The following is a 23954-nucleotide window of genomic DNA, read 5'->3' as shown; positions in this document are numbered from 1 at the left end:
GATTGAAATTAGGAAAAGTTTAATAACATATATATGTTTGTACATATAAACATTAATAATTTTTTCACAATTGCGAAATGGTTTGAGAATGTGTTTCAGTTGACCTTAATTCTTTTTCCGGTTATTACAGCACATTCAAAAACAACAATTGAATCATGAATAAAAATTTTCCAGTAATAATATTACTTCTTCTCATTCTTGCAGGTTGCAAAGAAAATAAAATAGTAACTAATAATCCATTACATACTGCAGGTGGAAAAGATCCTATTGCTTATGTTGATCATAATATTGTTATCGCCCATAGCCGCTGGTTTTTCTATACACCGCAGCAGTGCCATTTGGAATGGCAAAACTTGGTCCTTCAACTAATGGTAGTTATGGTAATGAAAATGGATGGGAAGCTGTAGGATATGATGAAAGACATCAAAGTATCGAGGGTTTTGCTAATCTTCATGAATTTAAGGTAGGGGTATTTTTGTTTACCGGGATGACCGAGGATTTAAAAACAACTCCGGGATCATTAAAAATTCCTGATGAGGGATACAGATCAAGATTTAAAAAGGAAGATGAGCATGCCAGCCCTGGCTATTATAAAGTTAAATTATAAGATTATTAAATACAAGTAGAGCTTACAGCGACAAAAAAAGTAGGTTTTCAGAAATATACCTTTCCGGAAAATGAAGATTCCTACATGATTTTTGATGTTGGCAATCAGCTTGGGGAGAGTGGGAAAGTTAAGGATGCTTCAGTATGGTTTAATAAAGAAACGAATACAATTGTAGGCAGGGTTATCACCTATCCTGAATATGTAACTTTATCGAATTGGCACCTGAAAAGAAAAGCAATTGGAAGCCAATAAGATAAACGATTTGAAAAAAGTAATAAACAGTAGAGATGGTCAGGATGGGGGTAACTTCCGATTCAAGAAAGAAAGATATACTAAACTATTTAGAAAAATCAAAAGTGATATGAATAAACTATTTTTATTTAAAATTTTGACGGGGGTAACAACCCTTCTTTTGACATTTAATAATTGTTTAGGCCAAAATAAAACCCCCAACATTGTAATTATTTATGCTGATGACTTGGGGTATGGCGATGTTCAGTCATACAATCCAGAGCGGGGAAAAATACCTACTCCACACATCGATCGTTTGGCGGCAGAAGGAATGTCTTTTAACGATGCGCATTCTTCTTCGGCTGTTTGTTCACCTTCGCGCTATACCATGCTTACCGGCCGCTATCACTGGCGCAGCCGTTTACAAAATGGGGTTGTGGGAATGTACGGAGATCCTTTAATTACTCCCCACAGGCTAACCATTGCTGGTTTGGCAAAGCAAAACGGCTACCAGACGGCCTGCATTGGCAAGTGGCATTTGGGTTGGAACTGGCCCATCCCCAATGACCAGATGGAACTATTCCGGCCGGGAAAGAAAGATGTAACGGCAACGGAAGAACACCGTAATGCGTGGCGTGAGGTCTTTTCACTTCCTATTCCCGGTGGGCCGACAGATGTGGGTTTCGATGAATATTTTGGAACCGATATTCCCAATTATCCTCCCTTTTGTTTTATCGAAAATGACCGGACGGTGGGGATACCCTCGGAATTTGGCGCTCCGAGGTTATTTGGGTGGAACCAGGCTAGCATACAGGGGCCGGCAAGAGAACTTTGGTCCCTTGAAGATATTTTACCCGCTTTAGCCGCCCGGTCGGCAGCCTTTATTGAGCGGGAATCGGAATCTTCGCGTCCGTTTTTGCTTTATCTGCCCCTGACATCACCTCATACTCCCCTTGCCGTGAATGATCAGTGGCTGGGCAAAAGCAACCTGTCGCTGTATGCCGATTTCGTTATGGAAACCGATGCTGTGGTTGGCCGGGTGCTTGATGCACTTGAGAAAAGTGGAGCAGAAGAAAATACCCTGGTAATCTTTACTAGCGACAATGGCTGTGCTCCTCATGTTGGTGATACCACACGCGAAGAAGCAAATGGGCAAAGTAGACTGTCAACGGATCACGATCATCGTTCTGTGTCTGTCATGGAAGCGAAAGGCCACTATCCCAGCGGGCCCTTCAGGGGCTATAAATCGGACGTCTGGGAAGGTGGGCACCGGGTACCATTTATTATAAAATGGCCTGGAAATGTTCAGCCAGGGAGTCACTGTGCGCAACTTGTTCACCAGGCCGACCTGATCGCAACTATTGCGGACATCCTAAATGTTTCGTTGCCGGCCAATGTAGGAGAGGACAGCTTTAGCCTGCTACCCCTGATGCACGGAAGCAATGCGCCTATGAGGCAAAATGCTATAAGTACATCGATAAGTGGAGTACCGGGTCTGCGTCGAGGGAATTGGAAATACATCGCGGGTCCCGGTTCAGGTGGCTGGACACCCGGGGAAAGCGACCTGCCGGTGCAACTCTACAATTTGGCTGCTGACCCGGGTGAAACCCAAAATCTCGCCAGTGAAGAATCCGACCTTGTGAAACAGATGCAAAACCTTCTGGAAAAACTGATCGCTGAAGGCAGGAGTACTTCTGGGCCAACTCAGGAAAATGATGTAGAAGTGATCCGCTATCCTGTAAAGCAATAAAAGAATTCTATTTGAATTAAAAAAATGATACGGAAAGAATCAAAACTGTATTGTAAAATTAGACTGGATGAACAAGGGCTGAACTCATGTAGAATCCGACAGGATGCCTTTCAGCGACTTTTTCTGGGGAAGTTTTATTATAAATGTTGGCGCAAAGAATGTAATTGCAGACGGTAGTGTAGCCAATAGCAATGCCAATGTCTTGCTCTTGTAATAGGCTATGAATATCACATTTTTTAAGAACTTGCTTTCGAAGTCCTTGCAGCTTTTTTCTCTTCATTAGCTGTAAGCAGCTCATCGATGAACTGTTGTACTTCTACAGTAAGTTTAATTTTTTATGTTTCTCCCGATGGTAGGTAGGGGGATTTGATAAATACTGAATTATGGCCTCTTGTGGAGAGGATCCAGACTGTAACCGGGCTTCAAATTGGGTGATATAATTCTTTATGGTCTTCCTGCTGATCCCAAGCTCCCTGCTGATTACTCGTTGACTTTTGCCTTCACGATGACACTTTCAATGGATAGAGACCTGGTACAATACCAGAAGAAGACATTCTTATTTGGGGAACAGAACTATATAGAATTTGAATTAAATATGTATAATCACAAACTAGCAGCATAGTCACTCAACTTAAAGTCCAGTTTTTTGTTGCAAGTCCAAAACAACTGGGTTCTGTAGAAAAAGCTGGAAATTGAGTATAATATTTCTATTTGCAGTACTAGAATACATATTTGATTTAATGTGTAGACAATATTACTTTAAAAAAATTAGTACTATTGCACATTCATTGGATAAAGAAATATGAAATTCAACATTGATCATAAAAGCCCTGTGCCCTTACATGCACAGGTAGAGAAACTACTGCGGGAACTTATTCAAGAGGAGGAATACAGTAAGGGAAAAATACTGCCGAGCGAGGTAGAATTGTCTAAAAAACTTGCCATTTCGCGTTCAACAGTAAGACAAGCTATTAAAAAATTAGTTTTTGAAGGATTATTGGTGCGTAAGAAAAGGGCTGGAACCAAAGTTGCTCCTCGACCTGTAAGTTCAAAATCTAATAATTGGTTAAGTTTTTCTCAGGAGATGAAGCTTCGTGGCATACCCATAAAAAATTTCGAACTTCATATAAGTTGGGTTTCTGCCGATGATGAATTGGCCACTTTCTTCGAAATACAAAAAGGACGTAAAGTTTTCAAGATGGAACGGGTGAGGGGTAAACCGGAAGAACCATTTGTTTATTTCGCTTCCTATTTTCACCCCAGGGTAGAGTTAACGGGTGAAGAGGATTTTAAGCGTCCATTATATGAAATGCTTGAACAGGAACATTCAGTCATTGCCACACTTTCTAAAGAGGAAATAAGTGCTACTGCTGCTACAGCATTTATTGCCGTGAAGTTAGAGATTGAACAGGGTTCGCCGGTACTGTTTAGGAAACGATTTGTTTTTGATCAAGGGGAAAGACCCATTGAGTACAACTTAGGCTATTACAAGGCAGATAGTTTCCTTTATACTGTAGAAAGTACTCGCTAAAAGTTGATTCTGTCAACCAAGCGATGGGGATTCATTAAATTGAAAAATTGTTTTTTATTACACCCGATAAAGCAATATTCAGAAAATTCCTCCATATTAATCACTTAATTTTATAAAAAATATAATTCAAAATTAGGAATATATTAATTTAATTTTTTATGTTTGTACATATGAACATTAATAATTTTCATTTGCGAAAAGGTTTGAGAGAGGATTTAAGGTTGCCTTAATTCTTTTCTGTTTATTACAGCACATTCAAAAACTACAAAATTAAATCATGAATAAAATTTTTCCCTCCATAATTTCACTTCTTCTCATTTTTATAGGTTGCAAGGAAAATAAAGTTGCAACTGAAAACAGAACTAATTCTAGTAGAGGAAAAGATCCTATGGCTTATGTTGATCCTAATATTGGAACCGCTCATAGCCGCTGGTTTTTCTATACGCCGGCAGCAGTGCCCTTTGGTATGGCAAAACTTGGTCCATCAACTAATGGCAGTTATGGTAACGTACAAGGCTGGGAAGCTGTAGGTTATGATGAAAGGCATGAAAGTATTGAAGGTTTTGCAAATCTTCATGAGTTTCAGGTAGGGGGATTTTTGTTTACAGGGATGACAGGAGATTTGAAGACAATCCCCGGATCCTTAGAAAATCCAGATGAGGGATACCGGTCAAGATTCAATAAGGAAGACGAATATGCAAGACCTGGATATTACAAAGTTAAATTGCTGGATTATGAAATAGAGGTAGAGCTGACGGCTACAAAAAGAGTAGGTTTTCAGAAATACATTTTTCCAAAAAATGAAGATTCCTATCTAATTTTTGATGTTGGAAATCAGCTTGGGGAAAGCGGGGAAGTGAAGGACGCTTCAGTCTCTTATAACAAAGAAACAAATACCATTGAAGGCTGGGTTATAACTTATCCCGAATATGTAAAAAAGTATCAGCCAGATGGAGAGGTTCATATGTTCTTTTCAGGTGTTGTAAGTAAAACTCCGTCTTCTGTAGGAACTTTCAAATCTGAACAAACTTTTGCCGATTCCGCATCAGTAAAAGGCAAAGGAGCAGGATTATTTTTGAAGTTTTCAACAGAGGAAAATGAATCTATAGAAATCAAAACGGGGTTTTCCTATACTTCTATAGAGAACGCCAGGAAAAATTATTCTGAAGAAGCGAGTAACTTGAATTTTGAAATGGCAAAAAATCGGGCAGAAGAGATATGGTCTGAAGAATTAAATAAAATTAATATTACAGATAGTTCAGAAGTTAATAAAACTAAATTTTATACAGGCTTATATCATGCCCTTTTAGGAAGAGGTTTGGCTAGTGACGTTAATGGTAGTTTTCCTGAAAATGATGGCACGATAGGTCAGATTCCTCTGGATCAAAACGGTAAGCCAGAATTTAATTTCTATAACACAGATTCCGTTTGGGGTGCTTACTGGAATCTTACTCAGTTATGGGCGTTGGTATGGCCTGAATATTTTAACGATTTTGTGCAGACTCATTTATTAGTTTATAAAAATTCAGGATGGTTAGGAGATGGATTGGCAAACTCCAAATTTGTTTCAGGTGTCGGTACTAATTTCGTAGGCTTAGTCATTGCTTCTGCTTATCAAGCTGGTATTAGGGATTATGATATTGAATTAGCATTTAAGGCGGCGTATGAAAATGAAATGAAATATAAGGATAGAAATGAGGGAGCCGGAAAGACTGATCTTGGCCAATTTGTTAATAAAGGTTATATAGATTATGTTCCCGGATGGGAGACCACTCCTGAAGGCTCTGGTTTTTCAGTATCACATGCTTTAGAATACAGCTATAGCAGTTATGCAGTAGCTCAATTTGCTAAAGCTTTGGGTAAGGAAAAGGAGTATAAGGAACTTATGGAATTATCTGATAACTGGAAAAATATTTATGATGAAGAGATAGATTTCGTTCGGCCAAAATTAGCTTCTGGTGAATTTTTAGAAGATTTTGATCCATTCCAGCCCTGGGCTGGCTTCCAGGAAGGCAATGCCTGGCAGTATACTTTTTATGTGCCGCATACTCCGCGGCAGCTTGTTAATACCATGGGAGAAGAGAAGTTTGTAAAGAGATTGGATTCCATATTTACAGTTTCTGAAAAAACTAAATTTGGAGGGGAAGAAATAGATGCTTTTGCGGGAGTGAAATATCTGTATAACCAGGGAAATCAACCCAACTTGCACATCGCGTGGCTCTTTAATTTTACTGATCATCCATGGCTTACCCAGAAATGGGTGCGAAAAATCTGCAATGACTTCTATGGTACAGAAGGTATTCATGGATATGGATATGGGCAAGATGAAGATCAGGGGCAACTTGGTTCCTGGTACGTAATGTCTTCTATGGGATTATTTGATGTCAAAGGATTGACGGAGATAGATCCTTCTTTTCAGATAGGAAGTCCCTTGTTTGATAAAATTGTTATTAACAATGGTTACGGAAACAACATTGTAATAACCACCGAAAACAATAAACCAGGGAATTATTACCTGCAATCTATTAGGCTAAACGGAGAACAATTTAAAGAACATCAAATTAAATTCTCAACCTTAAAGAATGGTGCTACTATAAACATGACCTTAGGGGAAAAACCAAATGAAGATTTATTTTTGAAATGGTAAAATAGGCTTCTGACCCTCTTTATATCAGCATTTTAGCCCCATCGCTTTTTAATAATTTTTAATATGTATAAACATATGAACTTAAATTTATAATTATGAGGAATAAATATTCAAAGTTAATCCTGATCTTCTTATTGCTCGTTTTTTCTAAATCGTTTGCGCAAGATAGAGTCATCACAGGAACTATCAGTGATCAGTCTGGACCTTTACCAGGTGCATCAATTATCCAAAAAGGCACTGATAACGGAATTGTTACAGATTTCGAAGGAAACTTCAGTTTAAATTTAAGAGGCAACAACGCTAATGTCCTCGTGATAAGTTTTGTAGGCTATCAAACCCAGGAAATAGAAATCTTACCGGGTAAAGATGATTATGAAATAATTCTTGAAGGTGATTTAAATGAACTGCAAGATGTAGTTGTTGTGGGATATGGTACTGAAAAAAGGGCCAATCTTACAGGAGCTGTTAGTACTATAGAAGAGGAGGCCATTGAAGGAAAGCCTGTATCTAATGCTTACCAGGCTTTACAGGGAGAATCTGCGGGATTAACTATTCAAAACACTACCTCTAAACCGGGTTCCATACCACGAATAAATATTCGGGGAATCAGTACAATTAACGGAAATACGCCGTTAATTGTAGTAGATGGTGTAATAAGCTCCTTAAACAACATTAATCCCAATAACATTGAAAGTATTAGTGTTTTGAAGGATGCCGCTTCAGCATCAATATATGGATCTAGAGCTGCTAATGGAGTAATATTGGTTACCACTAAAAATGGTAAGGAGGGAAAACCCCGCTTTTCGTACCAGGCAATGTTTGGGGTTCAGCAGCCAACCAACTTCCCAAAATTCGCGAAATCATGGGAGTATGCAACTTTAAGAAATGAGGCCTTAATTAATTCAGGGATGGCTGCCGCCTTTACACCTGAACAGATATTGGATTTTAAGGAAAATGGACCTGATGTTAATTGGAATCGTGAGATTTATAAAGATATGGCCCTTCAAAGTAGTCATAACCTTTCTATGAGCGGAGCGGACAATGGACTGAATTATCTATTATCACTGGGTTACCTAGACCAGGAGAGTATGTTTAAAGGCCCTGATTATGGATATCAGCGATATAACGCAAGACTAAATTTAGACAAGCGAATAAATGAAAAATTTAAAATGGGAGGTAGAATGTCTTTTGCAAGAAATGATATTAAAGAGCATGCTTTTTATGAAGAATGGATAATAGAGCCAACGGTACGAATCCCCCCTATTTACAATATTATCGATGAAGAAGGTAATTACACTTTGGCAAGCGGTAGTAATAGTAATCCCCTGGCACAATTGGAGCAGGGAGGCGTTACTGATATTCAGAATGATGAAATGCTGGGTAACTTTAGTTTAGAGTATACACCCGTTGAAAATCTTGTATTGAGAGCCGTGCTGGGAGGAAATATAACCAGCAATAAAAGGCATCAATTTCGTAAAGCTATAGAGTTTGCTTACCCAGGTGGGGGAAATAATGAGAATTCTGTGACAGATGACTATAACAGGTCTTTATATCTCAATCCTTACCTAACTGCAACATATAATAAAACATTTGCAGAAAAGCATGATTTTAATATTTTACTGGGAGGCTCATCTGAGAAATTCAAAAGTGAATTTTTTGGAGTAACAGGAATAGATATTCCCGGAAATGATTTTGGAGTAATAGATAATGCCGGAGATATTCAGAGTGCTTTTGGTTCTGGATATGAATGGTCTATTCAATCTGTCTTCGGAAAATTTGGATATACCTATGACGATAAATATCTGATAAATGGTAATATACGCTATGATGGATCATCTAGGTTTTCATCTGATAATCGCTGGGGTGTATTTCCATCATTTTCCGCAGGATGGATATTGAGTGAAGAAGATTTTCTTAAACCTATTGAAGACGTGGTGTCTTTTGCCAAAATAAGGGCTTCCTGGGGGCAATTAGGTAATCAAGATATAACAGATTCACAAGGTAATGGGGATTATTATGGTTATCAAAGCTTAGTGAGCCCCGGTACTAACGTCTATAGCTTTGGAGGTGTAGGTGTTTCCGGTTCCTATTATTCTGTTTCAAATCAAAACCGTACCTGGGAGACCTCAACCATGAAAAATTTAGGTGTCGATTTATCATTTTTCAAGAGAAAATTAGATGTGACTTTTGAGGTTTTTGATAATCTGACTGAAGACATCCTTTTGCAACTTCCTGTACCGGCAACTTATGGTTTAGGGCAACCTTTTCAAAATGCCGGTTCGGTAAGGAATAGAGGATGGGAACTCAGTATGAATTATCAATTTGAAACAGGAGCAGTAAACCACTCATTCAATTTCAACATTGCTGATAATAAAAATGAAATAGAGGATTTAAGAGGAAGGGAATTTATAAATGGAACCGATGTTGTAACAATCTTACGTGAAGGCTATTCCATAAATTCTTATTATGCACTGAAATCAGATGGATTATTTAATTCAGAAGAAGAAATAGCCAATAGCGCCAAACCTATTTTTGTAAATGATGTGGATCCGGGAGATATAAGATATCTTGATCGCAATGGTGATGGTGAAATTGACTATGGAAATGATCGTTTTGTGTTGGGGAATGCATTTCCAAGATATACCTATGGTGCCACTTATGCGATGGACTGGAATGGATTTGATTTTTCAATATTTATCCAGGGCGTAGGGAAAAGACAACAATGGTTACGTGGAGAAATAGTAGAAGCATTTCACAATAATAATGAAGGACCTGTTTTTGAAAGGCATTTAGACCGTTGGACCCCTCAAAATTTAGACGCTTCTTATCCAAGGTTAACTGTAGGATCCGAGTCCGTAAACAATGCAGCAAGATCCGATTTCTATATTTTCGATGCCCAATATTTAAGGATTAAAAATATTCAATTAGGATATACTTTGCCTTCTACAGCAATGAATAGTCTTGGTATTGAGAGCACGCGCTTTTACCTTACAGGATTAAACCTGTTAACATTTAGTCCATTAAACGAATTGGGTGTAGATCCTGAAAATGTAGATGCTAATGGTAGGATTTATCCGGTTTCAAGAGTTTTCTCCCTTGGTTTGAATATCAATTTTTAAAAAGAAAGAAAATGAAAAAAATTATATTAATAATAACGATTCTCTCATTGCACATTGGGTGCACTTCCGATTTAGACCTTGCGCCCGTAGATTCTCAAAGTGAATTAAATTATTGGGAGACCGAGGAAGATGCACGCATATTTCTAAATTCGATGTATGCAGATCTTATGGATGCTGATAGGTATTTATTTTTAAGTACGCTTTCAGATGATGCCTACACAAAGGGTAGGGAAGATTTTAGAAATATCGCCAGCGGAAGCTATGGCCCCACAAATGGTGTTGTGACAGGAGTTTGGACTTCAAGATATGAGGCCATAAGGAGAGCAAATATCTTTTTTAACAATATTGATGATGTAACGGAAATGACTGAAGAGCAAAGAGAATCTTTGAAAGCCCAGGGAAGGTTTATTAGGGCGTTGCATTACTTTTATTTAATAGACCTCTATGGCGATGTTCCTCTTATTACCGATGAAATAAGCATAGAAGAATCCTTAACCTTGGAAAGGACTGATGAATCCACGGTTTTATCCTTTATTTATGATGAACTGGAGCAATCAATAGCTGGTTTGCCAGAAAGTTATCCCAGCGAACAAAATGGTAGGATTACTAAAGGAGCCGCAATTGCCTTAAAATCAAGAATTCATTTATATAATGAAGAATATGAGGAAGCGGCAAATTTAGCACAGGAACTTATAGGGCAATATTCGTTATTTCCAGATTATGGAGCTCTTTTTAAGACTGAAAATGAAACAGCAGATGAAATTATTCTGAGTCTCCAATACATTCCTATAGATCGGGAACATAACAATCAATATTCTCTAATTCCACCTAGCCTTGGGGGTAATGCAATTTTTTCTCCGCTTCAGGAACTAATCAATAGCTATCCAACTATAAATGGGTATGCTATTGATGACCCTTCGGCAGTGTACGATGAGAATAACCCTTACGAAAACAGAGATCCCAGGTTAGAGGCTACTATTATCTATGATGAATATCAAATGACCAATTTCGATGGAAATCAGGTTACAATAGATACTTCTCCGGGTGCCGCACCTGATGGATTAAACTATTCTTCGAATTCAACTCCAACCGGGTATTATGTTCATAAGTATTTTGATCCTCAGGCTCGAAACCAGACAAATTCCGGTTTAAATCTTATTCTTATCCGATACGCTGAAGTCCTCTTAAATTACGCTGAAGCAAAAATAGAATTAGGAACATTTAATCAACAAGATTGGAATACCACAATTAGAGCTATTAGGGCGCGAGCAGGCCTTCAGGGGCAGGCTCTTGAATTTCCCGGTAATAATCAGGACCTGCTTAGGGATATTGTGAGAAATGAACGAAGGATCGAATTAGCCTTTGAAGCAGGCCATCGCTTTTTCGACATCCGCAGGTGGAGGGTCGCCGAAGATGTTTTAAATGGATGGACCCACGGAATTAAAACCGATGAATCTACAGAAGATAACGGTTACATCAGGATTAGTTTAAGAAACTTTGATCCTGCAAAACATTATCTGTGGCCTATACCTCAAAGTGAAAGAGATATCAATAATAATCTAACTCAAAACCCAAACTGGTGATGAAAGCAATATCTAATAAAATAATGATAATGTTAGCCGTTATACTGGCATTATCATCCTGCGATAACGAAGATTACGATTTAAATCCTGAAATTGTTGAAATGGGGACATTGGCTTCTCCAGCAGATAATGAGACTGTATTGCTTGATACTGAAAATGATGAACGGGTTATCTTTTCCTGGACACTCGCTAAATCAGCTGATGGTGGAGCAATAAGCTATAGAATTTTGTTTGACGAACAAGGAGGGGATTTTCAGGATCCTTTATTTTCAGCGGTATCAGATAATGGAGGTAGTTCTCCTTCTTATACAGCCAGTGCTGCACGATTAAACGTTATGGCTGCTGAAGCAGGTATTCCGCAATTGGAAACAGGTAATATTATCTGGACCGTGGAAGCAATTAGTAGTTATCACCGTGAGCAATTTGGTACCTCTTCTATAGTCCAGTTAAGTAGGCCGGAAGGATTGGCAATTTTCCCGGAATTTATGTATATCTATGGGAGTGCCACCGAATCAGCCAATATTGAAAACGCGATTGCATTCAAGGAAATATCCAGCCAATTACCTAATCAGGATATTCAACCGGGGGTATTTGAATCTATTACTAAACTTACCCCAGGAGAATTTTATATAGCGAACTCTGATGACACCAATGAAGAGGATTTTACTTACTACTATGTTAATGATCAGGGTAAAATTAGAATTGGTGAACAACCTTCAACTTTCAATATGGAAGAAGGAGTGTACAGAGTTAGAATGAATTTATCACAAGCCACTATTTCATTCAGTAAAATTTCAAATATTCAGTTGTATATAATGGCTAATCAAGAGGTAAAGGCTGATTTAGCATATGTAGGTAATCATACATTCGAGTCTACAAATGGATATTTTGATTTCTTAGTACCAGGTGGCCCTGGGGCTCCAGATTGGCTTGGAGGGGAAGAAGAGAGATATCGTTTTATGTTTACCTTAGGAGAACAAACCTCCTACATCGGAAGTTTTCATACTGATGATATGAACGGATCTTTAGTTCAAGGTCTAAACGCTTACAATGTAAGACCAAATGGAGGTGAACCTGATTATTATTACAATGTTTACTTTTTAGGTCCTGATGCAGGATACTGGCAGGGTGCCTGGAAGTTTCCTGATGAATTGAACGGGAAAAGCTTTACCGTAAGAATTGTTTTTGATCCCAAAGCCGATCATTATTATCATGAACTTGAAATAAATTAAAATAAACGCTATGAATATTAAAGGAATGCATGTAATTGTAATTACTCTTCTGCTGGGAATATTTAGCTGTAGCAGTGATCCTTCTATAGAAGATCAAATGGTAGACCCTACAAAAGAAGATGGAGGTGAAAACCCTCCCGAAGAAACATTAAGCCATAAAGAAAAAGCTATGGCTACTTATGAAATGATACAGGAGCTATACAAAAATGGAGATTTATATAAAGAAAATTTTCCGGAGCAAAGCGGCGAAAGGGAATATAGCTATTTATGGCCATACGTGGGAATGCTTACCGCCGGAAACATTTTGTACGAACTTGGTTATGAACGTTCAATTTTAGACAAGGAATTTGAAGGGCTGAACGCTTACTATGATGACAGGAGCAATCTTCCAACATACCAGGCTTATCCCGTATCTGGAGGTAGTACAGACCATTATTATGACGATAGTGCAATAGTTGCCATGGAACTAATCAAGGCCTACGAACTTACAAATGACTCCTTTTATCTGGATAGAGCTAAAAAAGTAACTGAATTTATAATGTCTGGAGAAGATTCCAGGATGGGTGGCGGCCTTTACTGGTTTGAAGGACAATCTGAAAATTGTACAAGTGGGCCAAATTGCATGAAGGCTGCAAATACAAGCGCCTATGCAGCATATGTTGCCACTGAAATGTATCAGTTAACTAATGACACACAATATTTGACTTTTGCAAAAAGGGTTTATGACTGGACTTATAATACCCTCAGGGATCCTTCTGATAATTTGTACTGGAATGACATCAATATTGGATCTGAGGAAATAAATACTACAAAATGGACCTATAATGCAGCCATGATGATTATGTCTGGGATTAATCTTTATGAAATATCAGATGATCAGGAATATTTGAATCAGGCCATTAGCACTGCAAGAGCGGCATATTCTAAATTCACCAAAGTTATTAATGGTAGAATTTTTTATCAGACCAATGACTCCTGGTTCAATGTAGAATTATTGACAGCTTTCATTCAGTTGTCAGAATATGATTCAAAATCTGATGAATATGTAGAGGTTTTTATTGATAATATGGACTATGCCTGGGAAAATGCAAGAAATGATGAGGGGCAGTTTTATGAAGATTGGTCTGGAAACAACCAAGGAAGATATTACTGGTTGTTACATCAAGCTGCTTTAGTAGAAGCTTATGGTAGAGCCGCTATTTATGAAAAACAATAAGAAATAATGATTAATACAAAAGAAAAAATTCGGGAGACAAGTCAATTTGAGTTACCAGTAAAAAAGGATTCTGTTGCTTCGGAATATGATATTTACCCCACCTTTAATATTGGCTCCAATGTTATACATAAAGGCTATGACTCCTTTGTTAAGAACTTAGCTGATTCTCCTATTATCAAAATAGATGGATATGTGGGAATTATTTTTGAATCGGTAAGACAGAATCTTAATGAAGCTCTGAATAAAATAGGCGTTTACCCGAAGTGGGTGAATGTAGAAGAGGCCTATAAGAGTGAAGAAGATATTAATGAAATGGTCAACCCATTTTTAGGCGGGGATGATCCTGTATTTGGAAAGCTGACCACCTTGGAGTTAATTGATTTTTTCGATAAACATAGGTTAACGGCCTTAAGTAAAACCAATACAAAAACTCCGGTTATATTTTACGGCATTGGAGCGGAATTGGTTCCTGTAAAGGGTACAAGTATTTTTATTGATATCAGCAAGAATGAAATTCAGTACCGTTCCCGCGCAGAATCTGTGTTTAATTTAGGAGCTTCAAAAGCCTTCCATCCAAAGCAGATGTATAAAAGATTTTACTTTGTGGATTGGGTGGTCCTAAATAAACACAAAAACGCTATTAAAAATGATATTGACTTTCTTATTGATGGGCAAAGAACCACCGAAATTACCTGGACAAAGGGAGATACCTGGAGGAAAGGTATTGAAGAATATGTAAAAACTCCTATCAGGGTAAGACCATGGTTTGAGCCAGGAGCTTGGGGAGGACACTGGATTGAAGATCAGATAAAAGGTCTTTCTGATGATGTGATTAATTACGCATGGTCATTCGAACTTATTGTTCCTGAAAATGGGGTGATATTTGAAAGTTCCGGGCTACTGTTGGAATTTTCATTTGACTTTTTAATGTACCATGCTGGCCAGGAAATACTCGGTGAAGATTTTAATATTTACAAATATGAATTTCCCATCCGCTTCGATTTTCTTGATACGTTCGATGGAGGAAATTTATCCATACAATGTCATCCTCAAAAGGATTACATGAAGAAGCATTTCGGAGAAAGCATTACACAGGAAGAAACCTATTATATCCTCGATAAAAAGGACGACGCCCAGGTTTATCTGGGTTTTCAGGATGGTGTTACCCCAAATTGTTTTCAGTTAGCTCTTGAGAAGAGTGTTCAGAACAATGAAGAATTAGAAATTACAGATTATGTTCAGGCTTTTGACGCAAGCAAACATGGCCTTTATTTAATTCCGCCAGGAACTATTCATGGATCTGGTAAAAACAATCTTGTATTAGAGATTAGTTCAACTCCCTATATCTATACTTTCAAAATGTATGATTGGTTGCGAGTGGACCTGGATGGAAAGCCACGCCCTATAAATATAGAACGGGGAATGGATAATTTAGTGTTTGAGCGTGCTGGAAGCAAGGTTGAAAAAGAATTAATTTCATCACCACAGGTGATTGAGAATGAAAAGGGCTGGAAACTTGAACATTTACCAACTCACAAAGAACACCTTTATGATGTGCACAGGTATACTATTAAACATGAAGTTAAGGTATCTACAAATAATAGAACTCACATTTTGAGTCTTGTAGAAGGGCAAAAAGTAAGAATTGAAATTTCAGGGGAGTCCTTTGTTTTTCATTATGCAGAATCATTCATAATTCCTGCAGTAGTAAAAAATTATACTATTGAAAATCTAAACAATCTGCCCATTAAAGTTTTAAAAGCATTTATAAAATAATATTTGTTCGGAAGGAGACGTGTTCTGCTAATTCTAAGGGAGACTCATTCTTTTTTCCTCTATTATTAGTAGGAAGAAAGCATGGATTTTAGCACAAAGTTTCAGCCGTGCATTAGATGCTTTTTCTAAATAACTAATTGTTCTAATAACTTGAACTATTCATTGGATTATCTGGTGAACAGAGAGCGGGTTATATTTTGTAAAGCATCAAAACAATAAAACTAAGGCTATGTATAGTATAGGAGTAGACATTGGCGGAAGCCACATTTCAGCATGTCTATATAACCACAACAAGAAAGAAGTTAATAAAGAGAGTTTAATATATCGCAAAATAGATTCTAAAGGATCCAAAAAAGAGATTATCCATGGTTGGGTGGATGCTTTGGAAACATGCCGCCAAACAACAGAAGAAGAAGTAGTTGGAATTGGAATCGCCATGCCGGGGCCTTTTGATTATTATAATGGAATAAGTCTCATTAAGGATGTAGATAAACTAACTGCACTCTATAAGATCAATATTCGTGTAGAATTATCCGAGAAATTAGGAATACAACCTTTAAACATCCGCTTTATTAATGATGCGACTGCCTTTTCTATTGCCGAGGCCATGGTAGGATGTGCAGCACAATATAAGCGTGTGGTGGCTGTGACTCTGGGTACCGGCCTTGGATCTAGTTTCCTTATTGATGGTAAGCCAATTATTTTGGATAAAAGAGTACCTGAAGGAGGCTTTTTATATAATCAATTTTATCATAACGAAATGGCAGATGATGTCTTTTCCACACGAGGAATTTTAAATCGGTATAAATCATTGAGTGGGAATAATATTCCAAACGTTCGAGCAATATGCGATAGGGTAGAGGAAGATGATTCAGCTAAAAAATCTTTGCTACAATTTGGAGGAGAACTAGGAGATTTCTTAAAGCCATATTTGCATGAATTTGATGCAGAAGTACTAGTGCTGGGAGGGAATATTGCTAAAGCTTTCCCTTATTTTGGAAAGGCACTTAGTGCATATCTTCCAGACATTCCGGTAAAAGTTTCCAATTTAGGGGAACAGGCTGCGATTACAGGAAGTGCATTACTGGTAGATAACGGATATTATAATACAATAAAATCCACCTTAAAACTTATGTAATGGCAAATAATCAATTAAAGATCAAAGTACTTCTTCCAGTATTGCTTTGTTATATAGTAATGGGCTTTGTGGATATTGTGGGGGTGAGCACGGGATATGCGCAGCGGGATTTTGATCTTTCTCCTGAATTAGCGCAGTTAATACCTTCTATGGTATTTATATGGTTTTTTGTTCTTTCTATTCCCGTTGGAATCTTGCAAAATAACTACGGAAAAAGAAAATTGCTTTTATCTGGTATTGGCTTCACAGCTATAGGAATGTTTATCCCGTTTGCTGTTTATACCTATACTTCGTTATTAGGATGTTTTGTTCTTTTAGGAATAGGGAATACCATTATACAGGTGGCTTCGAATCCTTTGCTTCAGGATGTGGTAAGTAAAGAGAAATTCTCAAGTTTTATGAGTCTTTCCCAGTTCATCAAAGCAGTTAGCTCATTGCTGGGGCCAATAATGGTAACTTATATGGTTACAGAGTTTGGAGACTGGAAACTCGTTTTTTTAGTGTATGGGGTGACCTCTATAATCACAGGAGTATGGCTTGCTATTACTCCAATTGTAGAAACCAAATCTACTGTAAAGGCCTCTTTCAAAACTTCGTTTAATTTGCTTAAGAATCCTTTTGTTGCCAGTATGGTGCTGGCTATTTTCCTCATTGTAGGACTAGATGTGGGTATGAATACGAATATTCAGAGTCTACTAGTACAGCGTTTTGATATTTCCCTTGAGAGTGCATCTCTTGGTATAAGTATATATTTTAGTGCTTTGATGGTAAGCAGGCTTCTTGGCGCCTTGTTGTTGGCTCGTTTAGATAATCTTCGATTTTTATTATGGTCAGCACTCTTAACTGTTATATTTCTCATTCTGCTGATCTTTTCTCAAAATTCCGTAATTGCCAATATTTTTATTTTTCTTATTGGTTTAAGCTCCGGAAATCTTTTTCCCTTAATATTTTCCCTTACCATAAATAAAATGCCGGGAAGATCAAATGAGATTTCAGGTTTAATGATTATGGCAGTAGTAGGAGGGGCAATTATACCTCCTATAATGGGGTTTATCAATAGCCTAGCAGGAATAGAATTGAGTTTTGGTTTACTGGTATTATGTAGTTTATATGTAGTATTCACTTACTTTATTTTAAAGAAGTACAGTTAAAATAAGAGATTTCTTGGTGAAAATGGGCATTTTGGTTGCATTTCCTTAAATAAATGTCATGGCTTTTCAAAATACTGGGAGGTAAACTTAAAAACGGATTAAATTGACAGGAGAAGCTTAATCCTTGAAAATAAAATATCAGATATGCAAAGAAGAAAGTTTATTCGAAATACGGCTCTCTTTGGAGGGTTAACACTGATTAATCCTATGGATATATTTGCAGGCTCTTTATATCAAGAATTTCCTGTTGTAAGAATTCCTGAAAATGAAAGAAATTTTCGAAGTGAGATCATTGAAAATATGATTGGAGAATTTAGGAAGAATGTTAATGATGAAGAACTTGGGTGGTTATTTAACAATTGCTTTCCAAATACCCTAGATACCACAGTAACATATTCCAAGAAAAACGGAAAACCGGATACCTATGTTATAACTGGTGATATAGATGCGATGTGGCTACGTGATAGCTCTGCTCAGATATGGCCGTATATGCCTTTTACAGGTAAGGATGAAAAGCTTAAGCAGTTAATTGCTGGAGTAATTAATAGACAAACAGAGTATATCCTTAAAGATCCTTATGCCAATGCCTTTTATGATGATCCGGATAAAAAAGGAGAATGGTTCAGTGATTACACTGATATGGAACCCGGTGTTCACGAAAGAAAGTGGGAAATTGATTCTTTATGTTATCCAATTCGTTTAGGATATCATTATTGGAAAACTACTGGGGATACCTCTCCTTTTGATGCAGAATGGAAGAAGGCAATGAAGTCTATTCTTGCTGTATTTAAAGATCAACAGAAGAAAGAAGATCGAGGAGAATATTCTTTTCAAAGGGAAACGCCGAAAGCCACCGATACCAGGGCTCTTCAGGGGTATGGTTATCCGGTAAATCCTGTAGGACTTATTTGTTCGGCTTTTAGACCGAGTGATGATGCGAGTGTATTTTCCTTTCTAATTCCCTCAAACTTTTTTGCAGTTGTGAGTCTGGAGCAGGCAGCGGAAATGATGACCGAAATCGCAAATGATTCAGACACTGCTGCTGAACTAAATGCAATGAAAGAGGAGGTAGAGGCTGCCTTGGAAAAGCATGCGGTTGTTGATCATGAAAAATATGGGAAAATTTATGCCTTTGAGGTTGATGGTTTCGGAAACCGTCTAATGATGGATGATGCTAATGTACCAAGTTTATTATCGCTTCCTTATTTGGGAGCAATGAAGGTGTCTGATGAGATTTATCGGAATACCCGAAGATTCGTTCTTTCTAAAGACAACCTCTTTTATTTTGAAGGGAAAGCTGCCAGCGGAATAGGTGGTCCTCATGTAGGTATGGAAATGATATGGCCAATGGCCATAACTATGCAGGGCTTAACCAGTATAGATGATGAAGAAATAAGAAACTGTATTAAAACTTTAAAAAATACGCATGCAGGTACCGGATTTATGCATGAAACCTTTCATAAGGATGATCCATCTAATTTTACCAGATCATGGTTTGCATGGGCCAATACTCTGTTCGGTGAATTCCTGTGGGAAACTTATCAAAAGAATCCTTCGCTGTTAAGTTAAAAACAGGAAGAAATCAAATTCAAAAAAGAAGATCATGAAAAATTATATTATGAATATTAAACAACCTGTTCTTTTTTTGGGTGTATTGATGTTATTCTTTTCCTGCAAAACTGTTGTTGGACAGGAAAATGATGAATCAGGTGAAGAAGGAAAATCTGCATACTATTATGTGAATACGTTTATAGGTACCGCTCCATTGCTGAATAAAGATATTATAGGTTATACGCCTCCAAAGGACTGGAGAGTATGGGCCGGTCTTACTTATCCCGGATCTTCTCTACCCAATGCCATGGTACAGGTGAGTCCTATTACCGAATATGGTACGGGAGCAGGTTACGAATATGAAGATAATGAGATACTGGGCTTTGCGCATACTAATAAAGGACATTGGAATCTATGTAATCTTCCAATTCTACCACTTTCTACAGAGGCAGAAGCACCTTATAAAGCCACATTTACTCATGAAGAGGAGAACGCTTCGCCAGACTATTATCAGGTTAAACTGCAAAACTATGATATTAATGTACGCTTGACCTCTACTTTAAGAGCCGCCGTTCATGAATATCTTTATAACGAAGAGGGAGAAAAAAGGATATTATTCGACTTGGGAACAGCTAACCACATGGTTTCAGATTGGGAAATATCCAAAGTTTCCTCCAATGAGCTAAACGGATTCCAAAGAGTAGGAGGAGATAAAATTCACTTTTTTGCAGAAATTGACCATGACATAAAAGAGATAGAATTAAAAGAGAAGGGCAGTCGTGGCGGATATGCTCTTGTTAGCTTGAATGAATCTGAGATGAATAAGGTAACCATGAAAATAGGATTATCATATGTAAGTATAGAAAATGCCAGAATGAATCTGAAAAAAGAAGTAGGCGAAAAATCCTTTGATGACGTCTTTCAGGAAGGAAAACAAATATGGTCTGAATTCTTAAACCATATCCAGGTAGAAGGAGGTTCGGAAAAAGAAAAGGAAATGTTTTACTCTTCTTTATACAGGTCTTTTTTATGGCCTGCTTTACGTAGTGATATCAATGGAGATTTTGTAGATATTGCCGGAAATGTTAGAAATGAAGGTTTTCGCTATTACACAAAACCTTCGTTATGGGATACCTATAGGAATAAAGTGGTATTGCTGGAAATAATGAGACCAGATGTAACTTCAGATATTATTAAATCACTAATAAATCGCGGCGAGATCACAGGATTTATCCCTACATTTTTCCATGGTGATCACGCTGCGTCTTTCATTACCGGTTCCTATAAAAGAGGTATAAAAGACTTTGATGTAGAAAAAGCATATGAACTCTTGCTGAATAATGCTTACAAGGAAGGAGGAACACGCCCCCACATACAAGAATACATCGAACTTGGGTATGTGCCGGAACCGAGCATAGAGAATCCAAAAACCGAATCAAAGGGTAATGCCGGTGTATCCAAGACATTAGAATATGCCTATGACGATTATTCGCTATCTCTTCTTGCAGAAGAAATGAATGATGCGGAACGTCAACAGGATTTATTTAAACGTTCCCTAAATTATAAAAACGTCTTTGATAAGAACACCAATTTTATGAGGGGAAAAATGGCAAATGGTGACTGGGTTTCTCCATTCGATCCTCAATATCCGTATTATGAATATATGTATAGGGAGGCCAATGCATGGCAGGTATCTTTCTTTGCTCCACACGATATGCCGGGACTCGTTGAGCAGTATGGAGGAAAAGAAAAATTTGAGAAAAAACTTGATTCTCTCTTTAGTTATAAATGGAATCCAGAACATAGAGCGCGGAATGTTTCTGGATTTTTAGGGCAGTATAGCCAAGGAAATCAGCCAAATCATGAGGCTCCATTTTCCTATTATTTCATTGACAAACCGGAAAAATCTCAGGCTATTATTGATAAACTTTTATCGGATTATTATGGTATTGGAGATGAGGGTCTTGCTCTTTCAGGTATGGATGATGCGGGAGAAATGTCTTCTTGGTATGTTTTTAGTGCGTTAGGATTATACCCTTTTTCTCCTTCAGATCCTGAATATCTTGTAACAGTTCCAATCTTTAATTCTGTTACATGGAAATTAAAAGATGGGAAGACATTGCAGATAATTCATCAGGGAAATTCACGTGAATTGAAGAATATTTTAATTAACGGTACCAATACAGATGAATATTTCGTCAATCATAGTTTGTTTGAAAACGGAGGGGAAATTATTGTTGAAACCAAAAATTAAGAAATAAATCCCATTATAAATGAAGTGTTTAGGGAGACTCTACCATTGCTTTTACTTTTCTGATTGCTGTTGATGCATCTGCTCAGGATACATCCTATCGGGAAGTAAAAATATCTCCTTTTACGAAAATGTCGAGCCTTCTGAATATAGAGATAACCAGTGCAACCTTGTTAAAATCTATTTTAAACAATGTACAGGAGTGAGAGTAATAGTTATTAATTAAACGTTTTATTAAATGAATACAAATGAAAAAATCAAACTCTTTTTAATATGCCTGATCTTATTCTCTCAGAGTGCTACTTATGCTCAGTGGGAACCTGCAGGAGATAAGATAAAAACGAAATGGGCAGAGAATATCGATCCCGATAATATATTAAAAGAATATCCCAGGCCAATTATGAAGCGTGCCCAATGGGAAAATTTAAACGGCCTTTGGGACTATAGTATTGTAAAAAAAGGACAGGCTAAACCTTCAGATTTTAATGGAGAAATACTTGTTCCATTTGCTGTGGAATCTAGTCTGTCTGGGGTAATGAAGCCAGTGGGAAGTGATTATGAATTATGGTATGATACCAGTTTCACAGTTCCAAATAACTGGAAAAACAAAAATATTCTTCTGCATTTTGGTGCGGTAGACTGGAGAGCTGAGGTATGGGTTAATGATATTAAAGTGGGGACCCATGAAGGAGGGTATGATCCTTTTTCTTTTGATATAACACCATTTCTGAATAAAAACAAAGGTCAGAAATTAACTGTTAAGGTTTGGGACCCCAGTGATAACGGACCTCAGCCTAGAGGAAAACAGGTTAAAAATCCGGAAGGTATCTGGTATACTCCGGTGACAGGAATCTGGCAAACAGTCTGGATGGAACCTGTAAATGATAAAAGTTTCGAAGATCTCCGGTTCACCCCAGATATTGATAATAATCTGATTAAGATTTCTGGTAATGCTAGAAACTCATCCTATGGCGATATTATAGAAGTTACTGTTTATGATGAAAATAGGGAGGTTAGCAAAACCCGATCAGCTATTGGTCAGGAATTTTCGATTAATGTTGAGGATCCCAAATTATGGTCTCCAGAATTACCATTTTTATACCGAACTACGGTAAAGCTAATTAGTGATGGAAAAGTAAGAGATGAAGTGGATAGCTATTTTGCCATGCGTAAAATCTCAACCGAAAGAGATGAAAACGGCCTTATAAGAATGCAATTGAATAATGAAGATTATTTCCATTTTGGCCCGCTTGATCAGGGTTGGTGGCCTGATGGGCTTTATACAGCCCCTACTGATGAGGCTTTAAAATATGATATTGTGAAAACCAAGCAACTTGGTTTTAATATGATACGTAAACATGTGAAGGTTGAACCTGCCAGGTGGTATACGCATTGTGATGAATTAGGAATTTTGGTGTGGCAGGATATGCCAAATGGAGATGCACAACCTACATGGCAAATGCGAAAGTATTTTGAAGGAAATGAATTAAAACGCTCTGCGGAATCGGAAAAGATCTATCGTAAAGAATGGAAAAGAATTATGGATTACCTCTATTCATATCCGAGTATTGTAGTGTGGGTACCATTTAATGAAGGTTGGGGACAGTTTAAGACGATGGAAATTACTGAATGGACCGAAAACTATGATCCTTCAAGATTGATTAATTCTGCTAGTGGAGGAAATCATTTCCAAACTGGAGATATTCTAGATCTTCATAATTACCCCGATCCTTCCTTATACCTTTATGATGCACAAAGAGTAACTGTTTTGGGAGAATATGGAGGTATAGGGCTTGCATTGGAGGATCATCTATGGGCAACAGGCAGGAATTGGGGATATGTCCAATTTAAGAGTTCTAAAGAAGTTACAGATAAGTATGTGGAATACGCAGAGAAGCTGAAAAGGCTTGTTAAAGCAGGTTTTTCCGCAGCTATTTATACCCAGACTACCGATGTGGAAGGTGAAGTAAACGGTTTGATGACCTACGACAGAAAGATAGATAAGGTAAATGTAGAAAGGGTAAGGGAAGCCAACCAGAAAGTAATTAATACACTGTAATAGCTTCTGAATAGAAAGATTGATATGAAAAGAAATGGCTATCATGATATTTGTGTCCCCTAATGAAGTGAATCATTGGCTCAGCTCAATGTCGGGGAAGAATTACTTTGAA

The 23954-nt window shown here is 37.5% G+C and carries 15 protein-coding genes and 2 pseudogenes; 15 read left to right on the top strand and 2 right to left on the bottom strand.

Annotation, left to right across the window (positions count from 1 at the left end; translation table 11 throughout):
- Window positions 1-155 precede the first annotated feature (155 nt).
- The 3 genes and pseudogenes from RM539_RS14985 to RM539_RS14975 all read left to right on the top strand — a co-directional run bounded on the left by RM539_RS14985 (window position 156) and on the right by RM539_RS14975 (window position 2588).
- Window positions 156-407: a hypothetical protein gene (locus RM539_RS14985; protein WP_311504231.1), complete on the top strand. Its 252-nt coding sequence runs from the start codon at window positions 156-158 to the stop codon at window positions 405-407.
- Window positions 344-859: pseudogene (locus RM539_RS14980) on the top strand (hypothetical protein). Before RM539_RS14985 ends, RM539_RS14980 begins: the two are co-directional and overlap by 64 nt.
- Window positions 846-2588 carry a sulfatase family protein gene (locus RM539_RS14975; RefSeq protein ID WP_311504230.1) on the top strand — a complete coding sequence of 581 codons (1743 nt, stop codon included), beginning with the start codon at window positions 846-848 and terminating at the stop codon, window positions 2586-2588. The pseudogene RM539_RS14980 and the gene RM539_RS14975 overlap by 14 nt, the downstream one beginning before the upstream one ends.
- A 58-nt stretch (window positions 2589-2646) precedes the next feature.
- On the opposite strand, the gene RM539_RS20210 is transcribed toward RM539_RS14975, so the two are convergent.
- Both RM539_RS20210 and RM539_RS20135 read right to left on the bottom strand, forming a co-directional pair.
- Complete coding sequence (locus tag RM539_RS20210) at window positions 2647-2868, bottom strand: hypothetical protein (RefSeq protein ID WP_489752682.1); 222 nt, start codon at window positions 2866-2868, stop codon at window positions 2647-2649.
- 36 nt (window positions 2869-2904) lie between these two features.
- Window positions 2905-3078, bottom strand: a pseudogene (locus RM539_RS20135) (IS21 family transposase); the annotation flags it as partial.
- Window positions 3079-3390: 312 nt separating this feature from the next.
- Between RM539_RS20135 and RM539_RS14970 the strand changes: the two are divergent.
- The 12 genes from RM539_RS14970 (at window position 3391) to RM539_RS14915 (ending at window position 23842) form a co-directional block, all read left to right on the top strand.
- Entirely contained in the window at window positions 3391-4119 is a 729-nt protein-coding gene (locus tag RM539_RS14970; RefSeq protein WP_311504229.1) for a GntR family transcriptional regulator, read from the top strand.
- A gap of 277 nt (window positions 4120-4396) precedes the next feature.
- Entirely contained in the window at window positions 4397-6766 is a 2370-nt protein-coding gene (locus tag RM539_RS14965) for a GH92 family glycosyl hydrolase (RefSeq protein WP_311504228.1), read from the top strand.
- A gap of 95 nt (window positions 6767-6861) precedes the next feature.
- Window positions 6862-9885: a SusC/RagA family TonB-linked outer membrane protein gene (locus RM539_RS14960; RefSeq protein ID WP_311504227.1), complete on the top strand. Its 3024-nt coding sequence runs from the start codon at window positions 6862-6864 to the stop codon at window positions 9883-9885.
- Window positions 9886-9896: 11 nt separating this feature from the next.
- Window positions 9897-11468 (top strand): RagB/SusD family nutrient uptake outer membrane protein, encoded by a 1572-nt coding sequence (locus RM539_RS14955; protein WP_311504226.1) that lies wholly within the window; start codon window positions 9897-9899, stop codon window positions 11466-11468.
- On the top strand, window positions 11468-12700 hold the full coding sequence (locus RM539_RS14950; protein ID WP_311504225.1) for a SusE domain-containing protein: 1233 nt from the start codon (window positions 11468-11470) through the stop codon (window positions 12698-12700). Before RM539_RS14955 ends, RM539_RS14950 begins: the two co-directional genes overlap by 1 nt.
- 10 nt (window positions 12701-12710) lie before the next feature.
- Entirely contained in the window at window positions 12711-13916 is a 1206-nt protein-coding gene (locus RM539_RS14945) for a glycoside hydrolase family 76 protein (protein WP_311504224.1), read from the top strand.
- A gap of 6 nt (window positions 13917-13922) precedes the next feature.
- Complete coding sequence (locus tag RM539_RS14940; protein WP_311504223.1) at window positions 13923-15692, top strand: class I mannose-6-phosphate isomerase; 1770 nt, start codon at window positions 13923-13925, stop codon at window positions 15690-15692.
- A 229-nt stretch (window positions 15693-15921) separates the two neighbouring features.
- On the top strand, window positions 15922-16830 hold the full coding sequence (locus RM539_RS14935; RefSeq protein ID WP_311504222.1) for an ROK family protein: 909 nt from the start codon (window positions 15922-15924) through the stop codon (window positions 16828-16830).
- Window positions 16830-17981, top strand: a complete 1152-nt coding sequence (locus RM539_RS14930) for an MFS transporter (protein ID WP_311504221.1) — start codon at window positions 16830-16832, stop codon at window positions 17979-17981. Before RM539_RS14935 ends, RM539_RS14930 begins: the two co-directional genes overlap by 1 nt.
- A 144-nt stretch (window positions 17982-18125) precedes the next feature.
- The gene (locus RM539_RS14925; protein WP_311504220.1) at window positions 18126-19550 is read left to right on the top strand and encodes a glycoside hydrolase family 125 protein; all 1425 of its coding nucleotides are present in this window, start codon (window positions 18126-18128) and stop codon (window positions 19548-19550) included.
- A 34-nt stretch (window positions 19551-19584) separates the two neighbouring features.
- Window positions 19585-21786 carry a GH92 family glycosyl hydrolase gene (locus RM539_RS14920; RefSeq protein ID WP_311504219.1) on the top strand — a complete coding sequence of 734 codons (2202 nt, stop codon included), beginning with the start codon at window positions 19585-19587 and terminating at the stop codon, window positions 21784-21786.
- 235 nt (window positions 21787-22021) lie between these two features.
- On the top strand, window positions 22022-23842 hold the full coding sequence (locus RM539_RS14915) for a glycoside hydrolase family 2 protein (RefSeq protein WP_311504218.1): 1821 nt from the start codon (window positions 22022-22024) through the stop codon (window positions 23840-23842).
- The last annotated feature ends 112 nt before the right edge of the window (window positions 23843-23954 follow it).

The organism is Autumnicola musiva, assembly GCF_031846585.1.
GTDB classification, from domain to species: domain Bacteria; phylum Bacteroidota; class Bacteroidia; order Flavobacteriales; family Flavobacteriaceae; genus Autumnicola; species Autumnicola musiva.
Note: the sequence above shows the minus strand (reverse complement) of the source record. Positions and strands in the feature narration are given on the sequence as shown.

Bases quoted from the DNA above. Each gene is read 5' to 3' on its own strand.
- RM539_RS14985 (WP_311504231.1), top strand. From the start codon at position 156: ATGAATAAAAATTTTCCAGTAATAATATTACTTCTTCTCATTCTTGCA.
- RM539_RS20210 (WP_489752682.1), bottom strand. From the start codon at position 2,868: ATGAAGAGAAAAAAGCTGCAAGGACTTCGAAAGCAAGTTCTTAAAAAA.
- RM539_RS14970 (WP_311504229.1), top strand. From the start codon at position 3,391: ATGAAATTCAACATTGATCATAAAAGCCCTGTGCCCTTACATGCACAG.
- RM539_RS14965 (WP_311504228.1), top strand. From the start codon at position 4,397: ATGAATAAAATTTTTCCCTCCATAATTTCACTTCTTCTCATTTTTATA.
- RM539_RS14960 (WP_311504227.1), top strand. From the start codon at position 6,862: ATGAGGAATAAATATTCAAAGTTAATCCTGATCTTCTTATTGCTCGTT.
- RM539_RS14955 (WP_311504226.1), top strand. From the start codon at position 9,897: ATGAAAAAAATTATATTAATAATAACGATTCTCTCATTGCACATTGGG.
- RM539_RS14950 (WP_311504225.1), top strand. From the start codon at position 11,468: ATGAAAGCAATATCTAATAAAATAATGATAATGTTAGCCGTTATACTG.
- RM539_RS14945 (WP_311504224.1), top strand. From the start codon at position 12,711: ATGAATATTAAAGGAATGCATGTAATTGTAATTACTCTTCTGCTGGGA.
- RM539_RS14940 (WP_311504223.1), top strand. From the start codon at position 13,923: ATGATTAATACAAAAGAAAAAATTCGGGAGACAAGTCAATTTGAGTTA.
- RM539_RS14935 (WP_311504222.1), top strand. From the start codon at position 15,922: ATGTATAGTATAGGAGTAGACATTGGCGGAAGCCACATTTCAGCATGT.
- RM539_RS14930 (WP_311504221.1), top strand. From the start codon at position 16,830: ATGGCAAATAATCAATTAAAGATCAAAGTACTTCTTCCAGTATTGCTT.
- RM539_RS14925 (WP_311504220.1), top strand. From the start codon at position 18,126: ATGCAAAGAAGAAAGTTTATTCGAAATACGGCTCTCTTTGGAGGGTTA.
- RM539_RS14920 (WP_311504219.1), top strand. From the start codon at position 19,585: ATGAAAAATTATATTATGAATATTAAACAACCTGTTCTTTTTTTGGGT.
- RM539_RS14915 (WP_311504218.1), top strand. From the start codon at position 22,022: ATGAATACAAATGAAAAAATCAAACTCTTTTTAATATGCCTGATCTTA.